Raw genomic sequence first — 15,672 nt, forward strand, 5'->3', positions numbered from 1 at the left:
AGTCAGTTATGTCTCACTTAGTTAATGTTTCCTTTACAGTAAGTTCAGTAAACGAGCAATCTGTGGATCATCTTGCATATCTTTCAATGGTCGGAAACGGACGGCTCGTAATTCCTGTTGATCAAGTGGTAGTTCGGGATCAATCCCGAGCCGAGGTACGGAACTATTCGTGACACGTTGGACGAGAAAACACGTCTCCGTCCCTTGACGGATCGAAATCTCGTAGAGTTGTCGTTCGACCGTGACGTGAAGATGTGTCTCTTCTAATACTTCGCGTACAATAGCTTCTTCTTTTGTTTCATTTCTCTCGACACCACCACCCGGTAATGTCCAAAATGCCCGGGAAGAGGTGTGTAACTCAACCATTAATGCTTGTTGCTTTTCAATCAACGCCGCGCATACCCGATGACGCATGACTTATTCCTCCTCCAACGTATTCAAAAAAGAGACCGAAACGACAGTTCCGGTCTCTTTTAACATCATTGTGCGTATAACGCTGTTAATTGCTGCTGGATCGTATCATTGTTCAAGTACTCGTCGTATGTCGTTTCTTTATCGACGATACCGTTCGGCGTCAATTCGATGATACGGTTCGCGATCGTTTCGACGAACTGATGGTCATGCGAGCTAAAGAGCATTGCGCCTTTATAAGCGATCAACCCATCGTTGAGTGCTGTGATTGATTCGAGATCCAAGTGGTTCGTTGGATCGTCGAGCACGAGGACGTTTGCACCGCTAAGCATTGCTTTTGAAAGCATACAACGGACTTTTTCGCCCCCAGATAAGACAGATGCTTTCTTCATGACTTCTTCACCTGAGAAGAGCATCCGACCGAGGAATCCACGGAGGAACGTATCACTCTCATCTGCCGGTGAATACTGACGGAGCCAATCGAGGATCGTTTTATCCGAGCCTTCGAAGAATTCCGAGTTATCTTTCGGCAAGTAGGACTGAGAAGTCGTGACGCCCCATTTGAATGTACCGCTATCCGGCTCCATCTCACCCATGAGGATTTTGAACAGTGTCGTGATCGCGATATCGCTCTGACTGATGAACGCAACTTTGTCCGTCTTGTTCAACGAGAAGCGGACGTTATCGAGGACTTTGACGCCATCGATCGTCTTCGAGATACCGTCGACCATCAAGAGATCATTTCCGATTTCACGTTCTGGTGTGAAACCAACGAACGGATACCGGCGTGACGATGGACGAATGTCGTCGAGTGTGATTTTATCAAGCAACTTCTTCCGTGACGTTGCTTGCTTCGCTTTCGAAGCATTCGAGCTGAAACGCGCGATGAAGGCTTGAAGTTCTTTGATTTTCTCTTCTTTTTTCTTGTTTTGATCATTTGCCATACGTGAAGCAAGCTGACTTGATTCGTACCAGAAATCATAGTTTCCGATATAAAGCTGGATTTTACCGTAATCGAGATCTGCCATGTGCGTACAGACGTTGTTCAAGAAGTGACGGTCGTGGGAAATGACGATGACCGTGTTTTCGAATCCGATTAAGAATTCTTCGAGCCATTTGACAGCCTTCAAATCGAGTCCGTTCGTCGGCTCATCGAGTAAGAGAATGTCTGGTTTACCGAATAAAGCTTGAGCAAGCAAGACTTTGACCTTTTCCGATCCAGTCAACTCTGCCATCGTCTTCGAATGAAGGTTTTCTTTGATGCCGAGTCCTTGAAGAAGCATGGCAGCTTCAGACTCCGCTTCCCAACCGTTCATTTCAGCGAATTCACCTTCGAGTTCAGCAGCACGCATGCCGTCCTCATCTGAGAAATCCTCTTTCATATAGATAGCATCTTTTTCTTTCATGACTTCATACAGACGCTTATGTCCCATCATGACAGCTTCGATGACTTGGAATTCTTCGTATTCGTAATGATTCTGACGAAGGACGCCTAAGCGTTCGCCTGGTGTGATGATGACATCGCCTTGTTGTGCCTCGATGTCGCCAGCGAGAATTTTCAGGAATGTTGACTTACCGGCACCGTTTGCACCGATTAGACCATAACAGTTACCTGGTGTGAACTTAATGTTGACGTCTTCGAATAATTTGCGGTCTGCAAAGCGAAGACCGACATTTTGTACTGTAATCATATAGAGATGAACCCTCGTTTCTAGTAAGTGATGTGCTCATTCGAGTGTACCACAAATCGTGATCTGTCGTAGAGCAGGCAAAGTTCCCTCCATATTAGGACAGAATTTAAAAATAAGCAACCAGACTTTTAAAAAAATGAAACATTTTCCAGATGGTTGCGTAAAAGAAGATAAGGAATTCGTTAGAGGAGGGTTTAGATGGCTATCTTTTTCACTGTATTATTTTTCGCCCTCATCGTTTTGCTTGGCATGGAACTCTACCGCTATATCCAAGAAAAAATCGATAAAGGAGATTCAGAATGAGAGAAATCAAACCGAAGAAAAAAATCCGCCCATCGATGATCATTGCCGGTGTGCTCGTATTAGCGTTACTGGCAACGACACCGTTCATCGTCGAACAAATCGAACCCGGACAAGTAGGTGTCGTCTATACACCATCAAGTGGTGTTAAAGACGAGACGCTCTCACAAGGCTGGCATGTCGTTTCACCGATCACGCGTGTGACGGAGTACCCGATTCGGACACAGACGAAGTCGCTTGAAAACATGACGCTTGCGACCAAAGACGGAAAAAACATCGTCGTCGACTTTACATACAGCTTCTCCGTCTCACCGGATAAGGTGACGAAAGTCTTCAACAAGTTCGGACCGATCGAAATCGATGAGATTGCAAAAGGTTATTTGAAACAACGTCTTTATGACGCATCACGTGAGCAGATCTCGAAAGTCACGGTCCTTGAACTATTTGGTGAAAAGTCAGGAAACGTTTCGACGAGCATTCAAACGCAGTTTGCGGAAGACGTCAAAGAGATTGGTTTCATCATTGAAGATGTCGCACTTGGTGCGCCAAAACCAGATGAGAAGACACAGGAAGCGATTGATGCACGTGTCAAAGCATCGCAGGAACTCGATAAAAAGAAAACAGATCTTGAAATCGCAAAAGCAGAAGCAGAACGTCTGCGCGTCGAAGCCAAAGGGGCAGCCGATGCCCGTTTGATCGAAGCGCAAGGTTTGGCAAAAGCTCAAAAAGAATTACAAAAGACGTTGACGGAAGAAATGATTCAATATGAAGCCGTCAAGAAGTGGGACGGGAAGTCACCACTCGTTAGCGGATCAGGGAGTATGGTTCAATTACCGATTCCAGATGCTACAACAGAAGAAAAGAAATAAAGTAGACCTAATTTTTAGGTCTATTTTTTATGCTTTAATAGTAAATCAGTAGATTAGAGATAGATATGTTACTAAATTTTAGTATATAGATAAAAAAATTTTTATTTTATATCTTTTAAATGTAAATTTTATGGTTTAATTTCCTTATTTAGAAGGAAAACGAACGTAAAAGAGGATGGTTTAATTGAAATAGGAGGGGATAATTTTTGTATAAAAATCGATCACCAAATACATTTATTATCTTCATGATTCTATTTGCGACAAGTTTTTCGATTCCGCACAGTCATGCGACGATTGAGGAGCTAGAAATATCAAACCCTTTGACGTCATCGTTTTGTGAAGAGACGTTGAATGATCCAATGAAAGAGGACTTGTTGAAGAAAGAAGAACGGATACAATGCGAAGAACTCTTAGAACTAGAGCAGACATCCCCACCTGAGAGTGAAGATCTACCAACATTCGAGACATCCCCACCTGAGAGTGAAGATCCACCGACATCCGAGACATCCCTACCTGAGAGTGAAGATCCACCGACATCCGAGACACCCTTACCTGAGAGTGAAGCCCCATCGACATCTGAGACACCTCCACTTGAGAGTGAAGCCCCACCGACATCCGAGACATCCCCACCTGAGAACGAAGACCCAACGACACCTGAGACTTCGCCAACTAAAGAAGACGAAACAACAGTAATTGAGCAACCTCAGTCAAATGACAACGAAGAAAACACACCTAATTCTGAAACATCGAAATCAGACAAAGGAAAAAATACAGTAGTTCCTAACTTACTTTCCATAAGTTTATTAGGTACTTCAAGCTTAACCGCAAGCTACCAAGAGGTTCAAATTGAAAATGACGGTACTAGAAAAACGATTGAATTAACGAATCGATTTTCCGCACTTCTTAGTTTGGGATTGGGGCTTTCTGATAAACAATATATTGTTTTTATTATTCCACCAAGTATCATGGATAAAATTAAAACAGAGAGTGCTTATTTAGAATATTCCAAGTCAGGAAATATTGTTAAAAAGGAAGATGTTACCATTGATAAGATAAATAATTCAATTTATTGGAATACGTCTTCGATCATTTCGGTAGGGTTGCTAGGGTTATTAAACAATATCGACTATAAACTGGTTTTCGAAATAAACAATTTAAATATCAATTCTACAAACAAATATACATTTAAAAGTGCTGTCATCGATGGAGCGATTGATTTAAGTATTTTAAGTAATAGTACAGCATCAGCGGATTTAATGATTGGCTCAACATTTCGTTTGACGACTCCGAACACTCTTGATTTCGGTAGTCATGAGTTGACGGGGCAAGAGAAGATTATTCCTCGTTTATCCCCAATGACGATTGCGATCTCTCACGAAAACGCCACAGGATCTAACTGGAAGTTACAAGCAAGTCTCAGTCGTCCTTTAACGAGTACAACAGGTGATGTCTTAACTGATGTTCTTTATTTTAAGACCGCTTCGAAAACCCAATTGCTGCAAGCAACCGCTATTGAAGTGGCTACGGGAACGATGTCAGCGAGTTCGAATCAGACACCTTTGACGTACGCTGAAAATGAAGGCATTGTTCTCGATTTAACAGGAAAATATCCGAAACCTTTATCGTATAGCGCAGACATTCAATGGAGTTTAGTCAATGCACCATGAAAAGGGGAGAACAAAGATGAAAAAACGCTTTGCTTTTTCAACAATCTTGATAAGTACTGCTTTCATGTTAGGAACGACTTCTGCGTGGGCTGCAAACACCTCAACGGGAACATCCAAGGCTGAAATCACATTTACGACGAATGCAGCACCTATCATCGTCAATCCAGACTCACCAAACCCGAATACTCCATATAAACCTCAGGATAACGGAGGAAATACACCAACCGGAAACACAGGACCGCTCACACTCGATTATGCGCCTAACTTCAATTTTGGCTCGAACGAATTACTTGTTAATAAAGCACTTTTTAAAGCAAAAGATCAAAAGCCCTTTTTACAAGTAACGGATCGACGTATTCTCTCTACGAAATGGGATGTCAAAGTAAAACTCAGCACCTTTAAAGATAGTGGTGGGAAAGATTCCTTGGCTGGATCAACGTTAACGATCAATGCGGGTGATGTACAAACCTTGATTGGAATGTCGAATACCGCAAAACCTACTACAGGCGATATTACCTTAACACCTGGTAATCCGGGAGATGCAAAAGTTATTCTAGCATCAGCTGCTGGAACGTTTTCGACGTGGCAAATTTATTGGAAGGGAAACGGGACGGATAACGAACGCATTACGCTGAACGTCCCTGTCAACGCTCAGGTCGAAGGAACACACACTGCTACGCTCGATTGGACGCTCTCTGATGTCGTAAATTGATGAGAAAAATGGGGGGAGAGAGATGAAACGATGGGGAGTCGGTTGTCTAATCGTTTTGCTTTATGGATTCTTTGTCTGGATGACACCTTCAGATAGTTTCGCGGAAGATCGTGTTAATTTTTCGGTCGAAGCGGTTCCGAATGCGTATCAGGTCGATTCCGGTGTGACCTATTTCGATTTAAGGATGACAGCGCAACAAAAGACGAATCTTCAAGTTCGAATCTATAATCATGGACCCGCTGATCATACGTTTTTAACTTCAATCCGAAATGCTACAACGAATAATAACGGTTTGATCGTCTATGATCAGAAAAAATCCGTTCCATTAGCATCGACTTCGTTGACGGATCTCATTAAGCCGAATACGCAATCAACATTCATTAAAGGCGGAGAATCGAAAATCGTTTCTTTACCACTTGAAGTGTCAAATGAGTTGGATGGGACATTGCTTGCCGGTATTCGGATTGAGAGCAAGCCGGAAGGTGAAACGACCAACGACAATACAATCGGCATTCAAAATCGTCATTCCTACGTCATTGGATTAAAAGTTCGTTCTTCAATCAAAGAGACTGCACCCGTCATCACATATGAGGGAGTGCAGGCAAAGTCCTCTTTTTCAAGACCTACTGTTTTCGTTAAATTAGCGAATCAAGCACCGACCATTAGTAAAACGATGAAATTCGAAGCAATCGTCACGAAAGGAAAAAAAGTCGTGGTTCGAAAACAAATGGACGTTCGATTCGCACCATCGATTTATATGAAAACACCGATTGAAACGACAGGAATCCTAGAACCTGGCACGTATCATATTAGTATCCGCGTTGAAGGAGAAGAAAAGACATGGAAGTGGAAAGATAGCTTTAAAGTTACAAAGCGTCAAGCGAATCAGATGAAAGAACAGATACCCGATCGAGATATCGAAGAAAATTCTAATTCATTCGTCGGAGAATGGTCGAAGGAACTCATGATTGCATCGACCTTAATCATCTTCCTATTAATCGGTTATATCTATCGTTTGAAAAAACAGCAACGCCAAGCATGAAAAAAGCAGATTCTCAGAGCTGAGAATCTGCTTTTTGATTAGCGTGAGGTTTGTTCGAAACCTTTAGCAATGGCGATGATGACTTGCGTCGCTTTCACCATGTTATCAACGGAGATAAATTCGAACTTACCGTGGTAGTTCTCGCCACCAGTGAAGATGTTGGGCGTCGGAAGACCCATGTAAGAAAGTTGTGATCCATCCGTTCCACCACGTATTGGTTTGATGATTGGCTCGATATCAAGAGATTCCATCGCTGCATGAGCGATATCGACGATTTGCATATGAGGCTCGATTTTTTCACGCATGTTGTAGTACTGATCATGTAAGTCAATTTCAACACTACCAGCACCATATTTTTTATTCCATTCCTCAACGAGTGCAGACAAGAAGTGTTTGCGCCCTTCGAATGCTTCACGATCAAAATCACGAATAATGTAGTTGAGCGTTGTCTTTTCAACAGAACCGTCAAACGAAATCAGATGGAAGAATCCTTCGAAACCGTCCGTGAATTCAGGAGACTCCTCTCCAGGCAGACGATCGTGGAACGCCATCGCATGCTTCTGCGAATTGACCATCTTATCTTTCGCTGTTCCCGGATGAACATTCGTTCCGTGGAAGACGATTTTAGCAGCCGCTGCATTAAAACTTTCGTATTCCAGTTCTCCAAGTGGTCCCCCATCAACCGTATAGGCGTACGTTGCATCGAAGGCTTCGACGTTGAAATGATGTGGTCCGCGACCAATCTCTTCGTCTGGTGTGAAGGCAACACGAATACGACCGTGCTTGATTTCTGGATGTGTGATTAGATAGTGCATCGCTGTCATGATTTCTGCGATACCGGCTTTATTATCGGCACCGAGTAATGTCGTCCCATCTGTCGTCATCAACGTATGACCAACATAGTTGCCTAATGCTGGGAAATCAGTTGGTGATAGAATCACGGATGGTACTTCACTTAACGTGATCGGATTTCCGTCATATGATTCGACAAGTTGCGGACGGACATTCGTGCCTGTGAAGTCCGTTGCCGTATCGAGGTGAGCGAGGAAACCGATTGTTGGGATGTCTGCGTCTGTGTTGGCAGCTAATGTTGCCATGACATAACCATTGTCATCGACAGTTATTTCTTCCATGCCAATTGTTTTTAATTCCTCTACGAGCAATCGAGCCAGTGTCCATTGTCCTTCAGTCGTTGGAACTGTCGTACTTTCATAGTTCGACTGTGTATCGACTTTCACGTATGTAGTAAGACGATCAATCAATTCTTGTTTCAAATCAAAAACGTCCCTTCTCGTCATAAGATATATTCATCATAGCATGAAGACCTAATGTGAGAGAATTTTGAATCATGATAGACTAATAACGATAAGGGGGAATTTTTCATGAGAGCATTCGTAGTCGATCAGTACGGAAAAGACGCATCACTTACAGAAAAAGACGTCACACCTGAAAAAGCGGGGAAGTACGAATTACGCATTCAAGTCGAGGGATCGAGCATCAATCCACTTGATACGAAGATGTTCTTCGGACATGTGGCAGCGGCATCGACGACTGGAATTCTCCAGGGCGATGTAACGGGGAGAGTCATTGAAATCGGCGAGGGTGTGACGTCTTTTTCTATCGGCGATCGTATCGTCGCATTCGGTGGTGGACTTGGAACACGTGCCGGTGCGTTGGCAGAGGAAATGCTTGTGCCTGAACAGATGGCAGTCTTGCGGCCGGAAGGAGTCTCGGCTGAAGTTGCTGGGTGTTTACCGGTGATCGGGTTGACGGCGATGGAGATTTTAAAGGAGCGAATCGCGATTCAACCTGGTATCCGTATATATGTAGCAGGAGGAACAGGTGGGGTAGGACATCTGACCGTTCAACTCGCTCGTCATTATGGATGTGACGTCACAGCAAGTGCCTCTTCTGACGAGAAGGCAGCTTGGCTAGAAGCGAAAGGAATTCGCGTTCACCGGTACAAGGAAGAATCAGCTGAAGCGTTGATCAAACGACTGAATCTCGACGGATTTGATGTCATCATTGATACAGTCGGTGGCGATCATTTGCAAGAATCGTTCATACTCGCAAAAGAGCGTGGACGCATCGTTTCAATCGCAACACGGACAACGCAAGATTTAACGATGATGCATAGTAAAGCCTTATCACTTGAAGCTGTGTTCGTTGCGCTTCCGTTACTCAAAGGAAAAACGGATGAGATGAAGCAACAGCAAAAGCATCTAGCAGAACTTGTACAATTAGTAGAAGAAAGTATAATCGAGATTCGGATTGAAGAGCAGATTCCTTATGAGCATGATGCGTTAAATGATCTCTATCAACGATTTGATCAGACATCACATTTTGGTAAAGTAAGTGTGCATTCAAGTCTTAAAAAATGATTCTCCATTTATTTTACATTTCCTGTTAAAAAAATAAAAAATCCGCTACTGAAATTTTCGGTAGCGGATTTTTTAGATAACACGTCATTTACGGCGAACAAGAATACTTTTTGGAGCGAGTTGCGGCATGGAAGGAGGAATCGGGAAATCTTTCTGCTCCGGTTGCTCCCAAACAACCTCGAATTTTTGGCGCAATTTGTTGAAGGCCTGCTCTACAGCTTTTTTCAATTGTGAAGCATCAAGAGCAGGACTGTCTGTCGTAATCGCAAGGAGTCCTCCGCGATTCGTCAAATGAATAACTTTTTGGATCCAAAGGGAAAGATCCTGCTCCGTTCGAAACTGACGCGTCCGTGTATTGACTTGTACGGGCGGATGGAACAAGACGACGTCAAAACGAGTCTTTTTATCTGCTTGTTCGATATAGTCGAACGCATCTTGGATTAAAATTGTTTGTTTTTCAGGAGTAAAACTGTTCAACGCAAGATTATCTATTGTCTTATTTCGACTACGTGTCGAGAAATCAACACTTGTTGTTTGAGAGGCTTCACCCTGAAGTGCAGCTACTGTCAAAGTTCCTGTATCAGAAAAGAGATTCAGTACGTTCTTTTCTTTCACTGAATCTATCAGAACTTTACGGAGTTCACGTTGCGCGATATCGAAGCCTGTCCGCATGCCTGCGTCAAGATCATATGCATATCGTGCCTCAAGTTCCTGCAGCATTTCTGGAAAATCACCACGTTCCCCTACTAAAAAATCGTCGCCTTTGACGGGTTGGAGATCGATGAGAAAATCGCGTTTTTCATAAATACTCTTATAGTGAACAAGCGATTCAAACGCCTCAAGAATCATTGGACGAAATGTATAGATTCCCTCATTTTCGAATGTGATGAGGTAATGATGGTCATAACAATCAATCGACAGTCCACCGATACCATCACCTGCACCATTAAAGATACGGAAAGCTTCGGACTCTTCTTCAAAAAAATCGTTTCTTTTGTCTAGAGCTTGTTCAAAAAGCTGTTTGAAGAAAGCAACATCAATCGTGTCCTGTTCATCCATCGAGAGTGTCCAACCAACACCTTTTTCTTGCTTGCCAAAATAGCCAGTCGCGAGGTATTCTTTATGTTCTGTCATCAGATGAAGCAGTCCGCCTGCATCTTTGACATGTTGCAAGGACTCGAACATTTCCTTGCGTAACGCGGGATAACCGCTTTGAATCGTTTCAATCCATTCGGGTTTGACGACGATGGGATAGAGTTCACGGGACATCTAATTTCCTCATTTCTACTTGTGGATAAGTGCCATTAGTATACCATAAATGGGGTTATCCACATGTGGATAACTAGATATAAAATAAAACCGCTATCCCTTGTATGAGTCAAAGGAATAACGGTTTTTGTTATGATAAGCAAAGATCATAAAACTTATAATAACTTGGAGTGAAAAAAATGAAAAAACATGTTCAAGTTGTGGGAGCGGTTATTCGCAACCATCGTAATGAAATTTTATGCGCACTTCGTAGTAGCAAGATGTCATTACCAAACTTATGGGAGTTTCCTGGTGGGAAAATTGAGTTACATGAAACGCCATCACAGTCTTTAATTCGCGAGATCAATGAAGAGTTAAAATGTAATATTAAGGTTAAACACCCCGTAGAAAAAACGACTTATGAGTACGATGCTATTATTGTTACGCTTCATACGTTTGAAGCTGAAATCGTAACAGGAGAACCGATTGCTGTAGAACATGCAGAGCTTCGCTGGGTGTCTGTTTCAGACCTTGATCAGCTTGAATGGGCTCCTGCCGATATTCCTGCAGTTGAGTACATTAAGAAAGAGTTTGCCACTCCTTAAACAGTTCAATTGATAGTGGAGAATGAAGTGACCAAGTCACACTAATCGGTTTAGAGCCTGTACTTTGAAGATGCTTTAACTGGCCAAAGTATGTGAACGGTAGCGTTTTTCCTTGTTCTTTATCTGCTTTACGCATAAACAAATGAATACGAATTCCTTCGCTCTCATGGTTTTGATATAAAGTACCGGCTTTACCTGTAGCAGTTGCATTACTTTGAGACTGCCAATGGAAACGATATTGATCTAAGAAATAATCGTTATATTTTAGTTGCTCATTAATGGCTTCATCTTTGTGTAAATTCACAAATAAAATGTAGTCGTCACCAGCTTGAGCTACGCCTTCACGCCAAGAACCTTCCTGACTTGGTGAACAGAGAAGGCGTTGGATAATAGAACGATTGTATGTTTGATGTAATAGAAACGCCTGGTCTTCGATCAACCAATTAATTCGATCTGGTAGTTGATGAAATGCAAGTAGACCTGCTTGGATAAAATGCATCATATATGAACGTAATTCAGTTGATTGTTGAAGTGCTTGGACGACTGTATTTGAAAAGCGATAGCGCTCTTCTAATACAGCATCTAGCAATTGAATACGATCATTTTTAAACGCAGTAGACCAGCGTTCAAAAAGATGATGAATAATAGGTCGCTTTAAAAAAGAGTGATTCGTCGATAAGGCGAATTCTTTGAAAACTTCTTGTTCAATATCTTGTACTGAAGCAGAAGGATGATTTAGTAAATGTTTTAAAATCAATAAACTGAAGGGCTCACGAATTGGGAATAGTCCTTCGAGCTGTTCAACAATTTTGCGTGTAGTATCATCTTGTAATAAACGTAATTCTTCCTTGGTAGCATGTTTTTCAAGTTGTTTAAGACGTAATGTACTTCTCCATTGCTGAACAATACTTTCAATAGCTGGTGCGTCTTTATGCGTAACTAAATCATTTAAACTTGGAGGATTTCCGATCATGCGTGTCAGTCTTTGATAACTTTCACGGAGCTGTTTGCTAGCTGAAAACTCTATTTTTTTCATTTGTTCAATAATAAATCTTTCTGTAATTGAATCTAGAATGGCTAAAGACCCTTCCGGTAAAATCGGAAAATGCTGTTTTACAGCAGTAGCAATTTTATAACGATCAATAGAATGAAACGATTGTTGACCAGACAACACAAGTGGTGCAACAAAAGCCTTTTGACTATTTCCGATAAAATCTAAAATCGTAACAAATTCTTTTGAGCTATGTTTACGTAAGCCTCTCCCCAATTGTTGAATAAAAATAGTAGGAGACTCCGTTGGACGTAAAAATAGCATTAGATTGACTTTTGGAATATCAATTCCTTCGTTAAACAAGTCAACTGTAAAAATATATTGCAGTGGATCTTGATCGTCCTCTAGTCGGCGAATGGCCTCTTCGCGTTCATCTTCGGACTGTTTACTTGTAACAGCCATTGCTTCAATCTGATGTCGTTTAAATTCTTGCTCCATAAACTCTGCATGATTGATATTGACGCAGAATCCTAAACCAACAGCTTGATTACCACTGAATCCAAATTTACGAATCATTTCAATAATATAATCTGTTCGTGTTGATCGTTCGAGTGCAACAACAAGATCTTGTTCTACATAAAAGCCGTTTTGTTGAGGAATAAGAGAATAATCAATCGATTCATCATCTTGAATCCCAAAATAATGGAATGGTGAAAGTAAATCTTGTGCTAAAGCATCATACAGACGTACTTCGTAAGCAACATTATAGTCAACAAGCTGGAAGATATTTTGACCATCCATTCGTTCTGGTGTTGCCGTTACGCCAAGCAAAAATTGAGGTGTAAAATAGTTAAGAATGTTTTGGTAAGAAGAAGATGAAGCGTGATGGAATTCATCAATAATGATGTAGTCAAACGTATCCTGTAAAAATTGATTAAGATGAACCTCTTTTGAAAGTGTTTGAACCGTAGCGAAGGTAAATTGTGCATCTTGAATTTGTTGTGATCCTGAATATCTACCAAATGTATAACTTTCATTTGAAAAAACTTGCCTAAATGTATGCTCAGCTTGTGATAGTAACTTTCCACGATGTGCAACAAATAATACCTTTTTAGCCTGAGCTTGACGTACATCAAATGCTGCTAAGTACGTTTTCCCCGTTCCTGTTGCCGCAATGACCATTGCTTTTGTTTCTTTTCGCTCACGCAAACGATCCAGTTCTTCTAAAGCCGGAATCTGCATGAGGTTTGGTTCAATAACGGTGTAATCGACAGCGGTTTCGGCAATTGTATCGCGGATAGAAAATGATTTTATAGGTGGTGTTTCTCGTTGGTACCGTTCGTATTGAAGTAATAATTCTTCTGTACATATAGTAGCTTCGTGGCTATTCCAAAGCTGCTCAAACAAGCTTTTCGCTTGAGTGACTAATGTTGTGACGGGTGTAGAAGGTATACGAATATTCCATTCCAGACCGTGTGTTAAAGCCGACTTTGATAAATTAGAGGACCCAACAATAGCACTATCCAACTGATCAGGACGAGAAAATAAATAGGCTTTCGGATGGAACGCATGATTTTTTTTTATCGGTTCATAAATTTTTACTTCGATATTACTGAATTCCATCAACTGTCGGATAGCCTTCGCTTCTGTAATATTCATATAAAATGAAGTCAAAATGCGGATTGGTTTATTTTGAGCTTCTGCTTCTTTTAAGGCTGGGATAAGCGTCTGGATTCCAGAATGTCGTGTAAAACTCACCATCCAATCAGCAGCAGATGCTGTCCATAATTCTTGATTAATATGATGCAATAACTGTTCCTGTTCAAGTTGGCCAGGAGCAATGAGTTCCCAAGCACGCAAAGAATTTTTATATTGTGTAGGTAAAGCATGTGTTGTGCTAGTAGTGAGTTCACGATGAAGCGGCGAGTCGATCGGAGGTTGATTTAAATGCAGGAGCCATTCATTGACCGTTTCAACCATTTGATCAGATTTATCTTGTTTTTGTAAATGGTCTAAAGATTGATATAGTACTTGATTAAGATGCGTAAGCAATTCTGTTGTATAGTCATGTGCTGGTACAGAGACACTTGTGGTATCGGATTGTGAGTTAGTTTCAGTTGAAGAACGTAGTGTTTCATAATAAGACATAGTTATCCTCCGAATGATAGTAAATGGTATTTATAATGAGTAATTCATCAATAATATACCAATAAATAGATAAATAAAGTAAAAAAATCATCGTTTAACTAAAAAGTTAAACGATGATTTTTGTTTGTTAATTTGTGATTCGCTCCACGACAGCCTCAAGCGATACTTTGACATTACCAGCTAGTGCCCGCGTAATCATACATGAGCCTTCTGCTTTTTCAGCAAGACGTCGCGCCTTCTCCATATCACGATCTGACAGATCGGATGGTAATAAAAGTTTCGGACGATGAATGATCGCATCATATGTGAAGACACCGTTCGTGACATCGACGATACCTTCAGATTCCATCGTTAACGAGACTTTAGGAATGTGACTACGCTCGAGCATCGCGGCAAGCGTGATGATATAACACGTAGCAGCAGCCCCAAGTAACATTTCGTCCGGATTCGTGCCAACACCCGGACCATTCATGGCATCCGGAATTGAGATTTTTGTTTTTAACTCACCCGTCTCGATCTGACCGACGTCATTACGATTACCCGGCCAGTCTGCGGTTAAATGAAAGTGGTGCTTCATGATCAATCGCCTCCATGCCTCCATCATACGAAGTTCAGCATGATTTTTCGCCTTTTCTGCTCATCTGCATGAGGAAGCAGCACGTTAGCTAAAGATCTGATCGATTTTTTTGATATCGTCTTGCGACAACTGAACATCTAACGTACGCAACGTATCCGTCACCTGATCCGGTCGTTTTGCACCCGGAATGATGGCATCGATGCCGTCCTGTGCCAAATACCATGCGAGTACGATGTGTGCGACTTCCGCATCATGCGCTTCTGCGATCGGACGCAGTTGATCGACTTTTGCGAGGTTTTGTTCGAAAACCTCTTTTTGGAACAACGGATCGTTTTTTCGTAAATCATCAAACGTCGTCTCTTTTGTATATTTCCCAGCCAATAATCCAGCAGCGAGTGGGAAGTAAGGGACGAACGACATACCGTTCTCAACGATGTACGGTAAAAGTTCTTTTTCTGCGTCCCGTTTGAATAGATTATATTCCCCTTGATAGACATCGACATGTCCGTCTTTGTTCGCTTCCTTCAATTGCTCGAGTGAGAAATTCGAGACACCGATTGCGCGGATTTTCCCTTCTTTTTTCAGTTCTGCGAGTGCAGCAACTGCTTCGTCCTTCGGTGTTGATTCATCTGGAAAATGAATGTAATACAAATCGATATAGTCTGTCTTAAGACGTTTTAAACTCTCTTCGACCGATTGACGGAGAAAGTCTGGTGAGTTGTTCATGACGACATTCCCGTCAACAAACTGATGCGCACCTTTCGTTGCGAGGACGACATCTTCTCGAGCGACCGTGTCATTCCAGACCTCACCGACGAGTTCCTCCGAACGTTCTGGTCCGTAGATGAATGCAGTGTCCAGGAAGTTGATCCCTTGTTTTAAGGCGACGCGGACGAGATCGCATCCAGCCTGTTCGTCAAGGTTCGGATATAAGTTATGTCCACCGACGGCATTCGTACCGAGACCGATTGGATGAACGAATAGATTAGATTGACCGAGTTGAACATGTTTTGTCATGAAAATGACCTCC

The 15,672-nt window shown here is 41.9% G+C and carries 13 protein-coding genes; 6 read left to right on the forward strand and 7 right to left on the reverse strand.

What is annotated here, in order from left to right:
* Positions 1-33 precede the first annotated feature (33 nt).
* Positions 34-414 (reverse strand): NUDIX domain-containing protein, encoded by a 381-nt coding sequence (locus ACV3PA_RS03065; protein WP_456125604.1) that lies wholly within the window; start codon positions 412-414, stop codon positions 34-36.
* Between the two features lie 65 nt (positions 415-479).
* On the reverse strand, positions 480-2,102 hold the full coding sequence (locus tag ACV3PA_RS03070; protein ID WP_050678786.1) for an ABC-F family ATP-binding cassette domain-containing protein: 1,623 nt from the start codon (positions 2,100-2,102) through the stop codon (positions 480-482).
* A gap of 299 nt (positions 2,103-2,401) precedes the next feature.
* Here ACV3PA_RS03070 and ACV3PA_RS03075 point away from each other — a divergent pair, with 299 nt between their 5' ends.
* The 4 genes from ACV3PA_RS03075 (at position 2,402) to ACV3PA_RS03090 (ending at position 6,692) form a co-directional block, all read left to right on the forward strand.
* A complete protein-coding gene (locus tag ACV3PA_RS03075) occupies positions 2,402-3,271 on the forward strand; it encodes a prohibitin family protein (RefSeq protein WP_053452038.1) in 870 nt (289 codons plus the stop codon).
* A gap of 206 nt (positions 3,272-3,477) precedes the next feature.
* The gene (locus ACV3PA_RS03080) at positions 3,478-4,938 is read left to right on the forward strand and encodes a hypothetical protein (protein WP_456125605.1); all 1,461 of its coding nucleotides are present in this window, start codon (positions 3,478-3,480) and stop codon (positions 4,936-4,938) included.
* 16 nt (positions 4,939-4,954) lie between these two features.
* Positions 4,955-5,650 (forward strand): WxL domain-containing protein, encoded by a 696-nt coding sequence (locus ACV3PA_RS03085; protein WP_053452040.1) that lies wholly within the window; start codon positions 4,955-4,957, stop codon positions 5,648-5,650.
* Between the two features lie 22 nt (positions 5,651-5,672).
* Complete coding sequence (locus ACV3PA_RS03090; protein ID WP_053452041.1) at positions 5,673-6,692, forward strand: WxLIP family cell surface protein; 1,020 nt, start codon at positions 5,673-5,675, stop codon at positions 6,690-6,692.
* 38 nt (positions 6,693-6,730) lie between these two features.
* On the opposite strand, the gene pepT is transcribed toward ACV3PA_RS03090, so the two are convergent.
* Entirely contained in the window at positions 6,731-7,966 is a 1,236-nt protein-coding gene (gene pepT / locus ACV3PA_RS03095; protein ID WP_053452042.1) for a peptidase T, read from the reverse strand.
* A 108-nt stretch (positions 7,967-8,074) separates the two neighbouring features.
* On the opposite strand from pepT, the gene ACV3PA_RS03100 reads away from it, so the two are divergent.
* Entirely contained in the window at positions 8,075-9,073 is a 999-nt protein-coding gene (locus ACV3PA_RS03100; protein ID WP_053452043.1) for a zinc-binding dehydrogenase, read from the forward strand.
* 84 nt (positions 9,074-9,157) lie between these two features.
* Here ACV3PA_RS03100 and ACV3PA_RS03105 read toward each other — a convergent pair whose 3' ends face one another.
* Entirely contained in the window at positions 9,158-10,342 is a 1,185-nt protein-coding gene (locus ACV3PA_RS03105; protein WP_456125606.1) for a class I SAM-dependent methyltransferase, read from the reverse strand.
* A gap of 179 nt (positions 10,343-10,521) precedes the next feature.
* On the opposite strand from ACV3PA_RS03105, the gene ACV3PA_RS03110 reads away from it, so the two are divergent.
* Complete coding sequence (locus ACV3PA_RS03110) at positions 10,522-10,926, forward strand: (deoxy)nucleoside triphosphate pyrophosphohydrolase (protein WP_053452045.1); 405 nt, start codon at positions 10,522-10,524, stop codon at positions 10,924-10,926.
* Here ACV3PA_RS03110 and ACV3PA_RS03115 read toward each other — a convergent pair.
* The 3 genes from ACV3PA_RS03115 to ACV3PA_RS03125 all read right to left on the reverse strand — a co-directional run bounded on the left by ACV3PA_RS03115 (position 10,901) and on the right by ACV3PA_RS03125 (position 15,659).
* On the reverse strand, positions 10,901-14,065 hold the full coding sequence (locus tag ACV3PA_RS03115) for a DEAD/DEAH box helicase (RefSeq protein WP_456125607.1): 3,165 nt from the start codon (positions 14,063-14,065) through the stop codon (positions 10,901-10,903). The two genes, ACV3PA_RS03110 and ACV3PA_RS03115, sit on opposite strands and share 26 nt — an antisense overlap.
* A gap of 127 nt (positions 14,066-14,192) precedes the next feature.
* Positions 14,193-14,642 (reverse strand): OsmC family protein, encoded by a 450-nt coding sequence (locus tag ACV3PA_RS03120; protein WP_456125608.1) that lies wholly within the window; start codon positions 14,640-14,642, stop codon positions 14,193-14,195.
* Between the two features lie 84 nt (positions 14,643-14,726).
* Positions 14,727-15,659, reverse strand: a complete 933-nt coding sequence (locus ACV3PA_RS03125) for an aldo/keto reductase (protein ID WP_456125609.1) — start codon at positions 15,657-15,659, stop codon at positions 14,727-14,729.
* Positions 15,660-15,672 lie beyond the last annotated feature (13 nt).

The sequence above is a fragment of the Exiguobacterium sp. EA-TM-5 genome (assembly GCF_053878415.1).

What these genes read in the sequence shown, in the direction of transcription:
- ACV3PA_RS03100 (WP_053452043.1), top strand. Translation starts at nt 8,075, where the DNA reads ATGAGAGCATTCGTAGTCGATCAGTACGGAAAAGACGCATCACTTACA.
- ACV3PA_RS03090 (WP_053452041.1), top strand. Translation starts at nt 5,673, where the DNA reads ATGAAACGATGGGGAGTCGGTTGTCTAATCGTTTTGCTTTATGGATTC.
- ACV3PA_RS03070 (WP_050678786.1), bottom strand. Translation starts at nt 2,102, where the DNA reads ATGATTACAGTACAAAATGTCGGTCTTCGCTTTGCAGACCGCAAATTA.
- ACV3PA_RS03110 (WP_053452045.1), top strand. Translation starts at nt 10,522, where the DNA reads ATGAAAAAACATGTTCAAGTTGTGGGAGCGGTTATTCGCAACCATCGT.
- ACV3PA_RS03125 (WP_456125609.1), bottom strand. Translation starts at nt 15,659, where the DNA reads ATGACAAAACATGTTCAACTCGGTCAATCTAATCTATTCGTTCATCCA.
- ACV3PA_RS03115 (WP_456125607.1), bottom strand. Translation starts at nt 14,065, where the DNA reads ATGTCTTATTATGAAACACTACGTTCTTCAACTGAAACTAACTCACAA.
- ACV3PA_RS03075 (WP_053452038.1), top strand. Translation starts at nt 2,402, where the DNA reads ATGAGAGAAATCAAACCGAAGAAAAAAATCCGCCCATCGATGATCATT.
- ACV3PA_RS03120 (WP_456125608.1), bottom strand. Translation starts at nt 14,642, where the DNA reads ATGAAGCACCACTTTCATTTAACCGCAGACTGGCCGGGTAATCGTAAT.
- ACV3PA_RS03085 (WP_053452040.1), top strand. Translation starts at nt 4,955, where the DNA reads ATGAAAAAACGCTTTGCTTTTTCAACAATCTTGATAAGTACTGCTTTC.
- ACV3PA_RS03105 (WP_456125606.1), bottom strand. Translation starts at nt 10,342, where the DNA reads ATGTCCCGTGAACTCTATCCCATCGTCGTCAAACCCGAATGGATTGAA.
- ACV3PA_RS03065 (WP_456125604.1), bottom strand. Translation starts at nt 414, where the DNA reads ATGCGTCATCGGGTATGCGCGGCGTTGATTGAAAAGCAACAAGCATTA.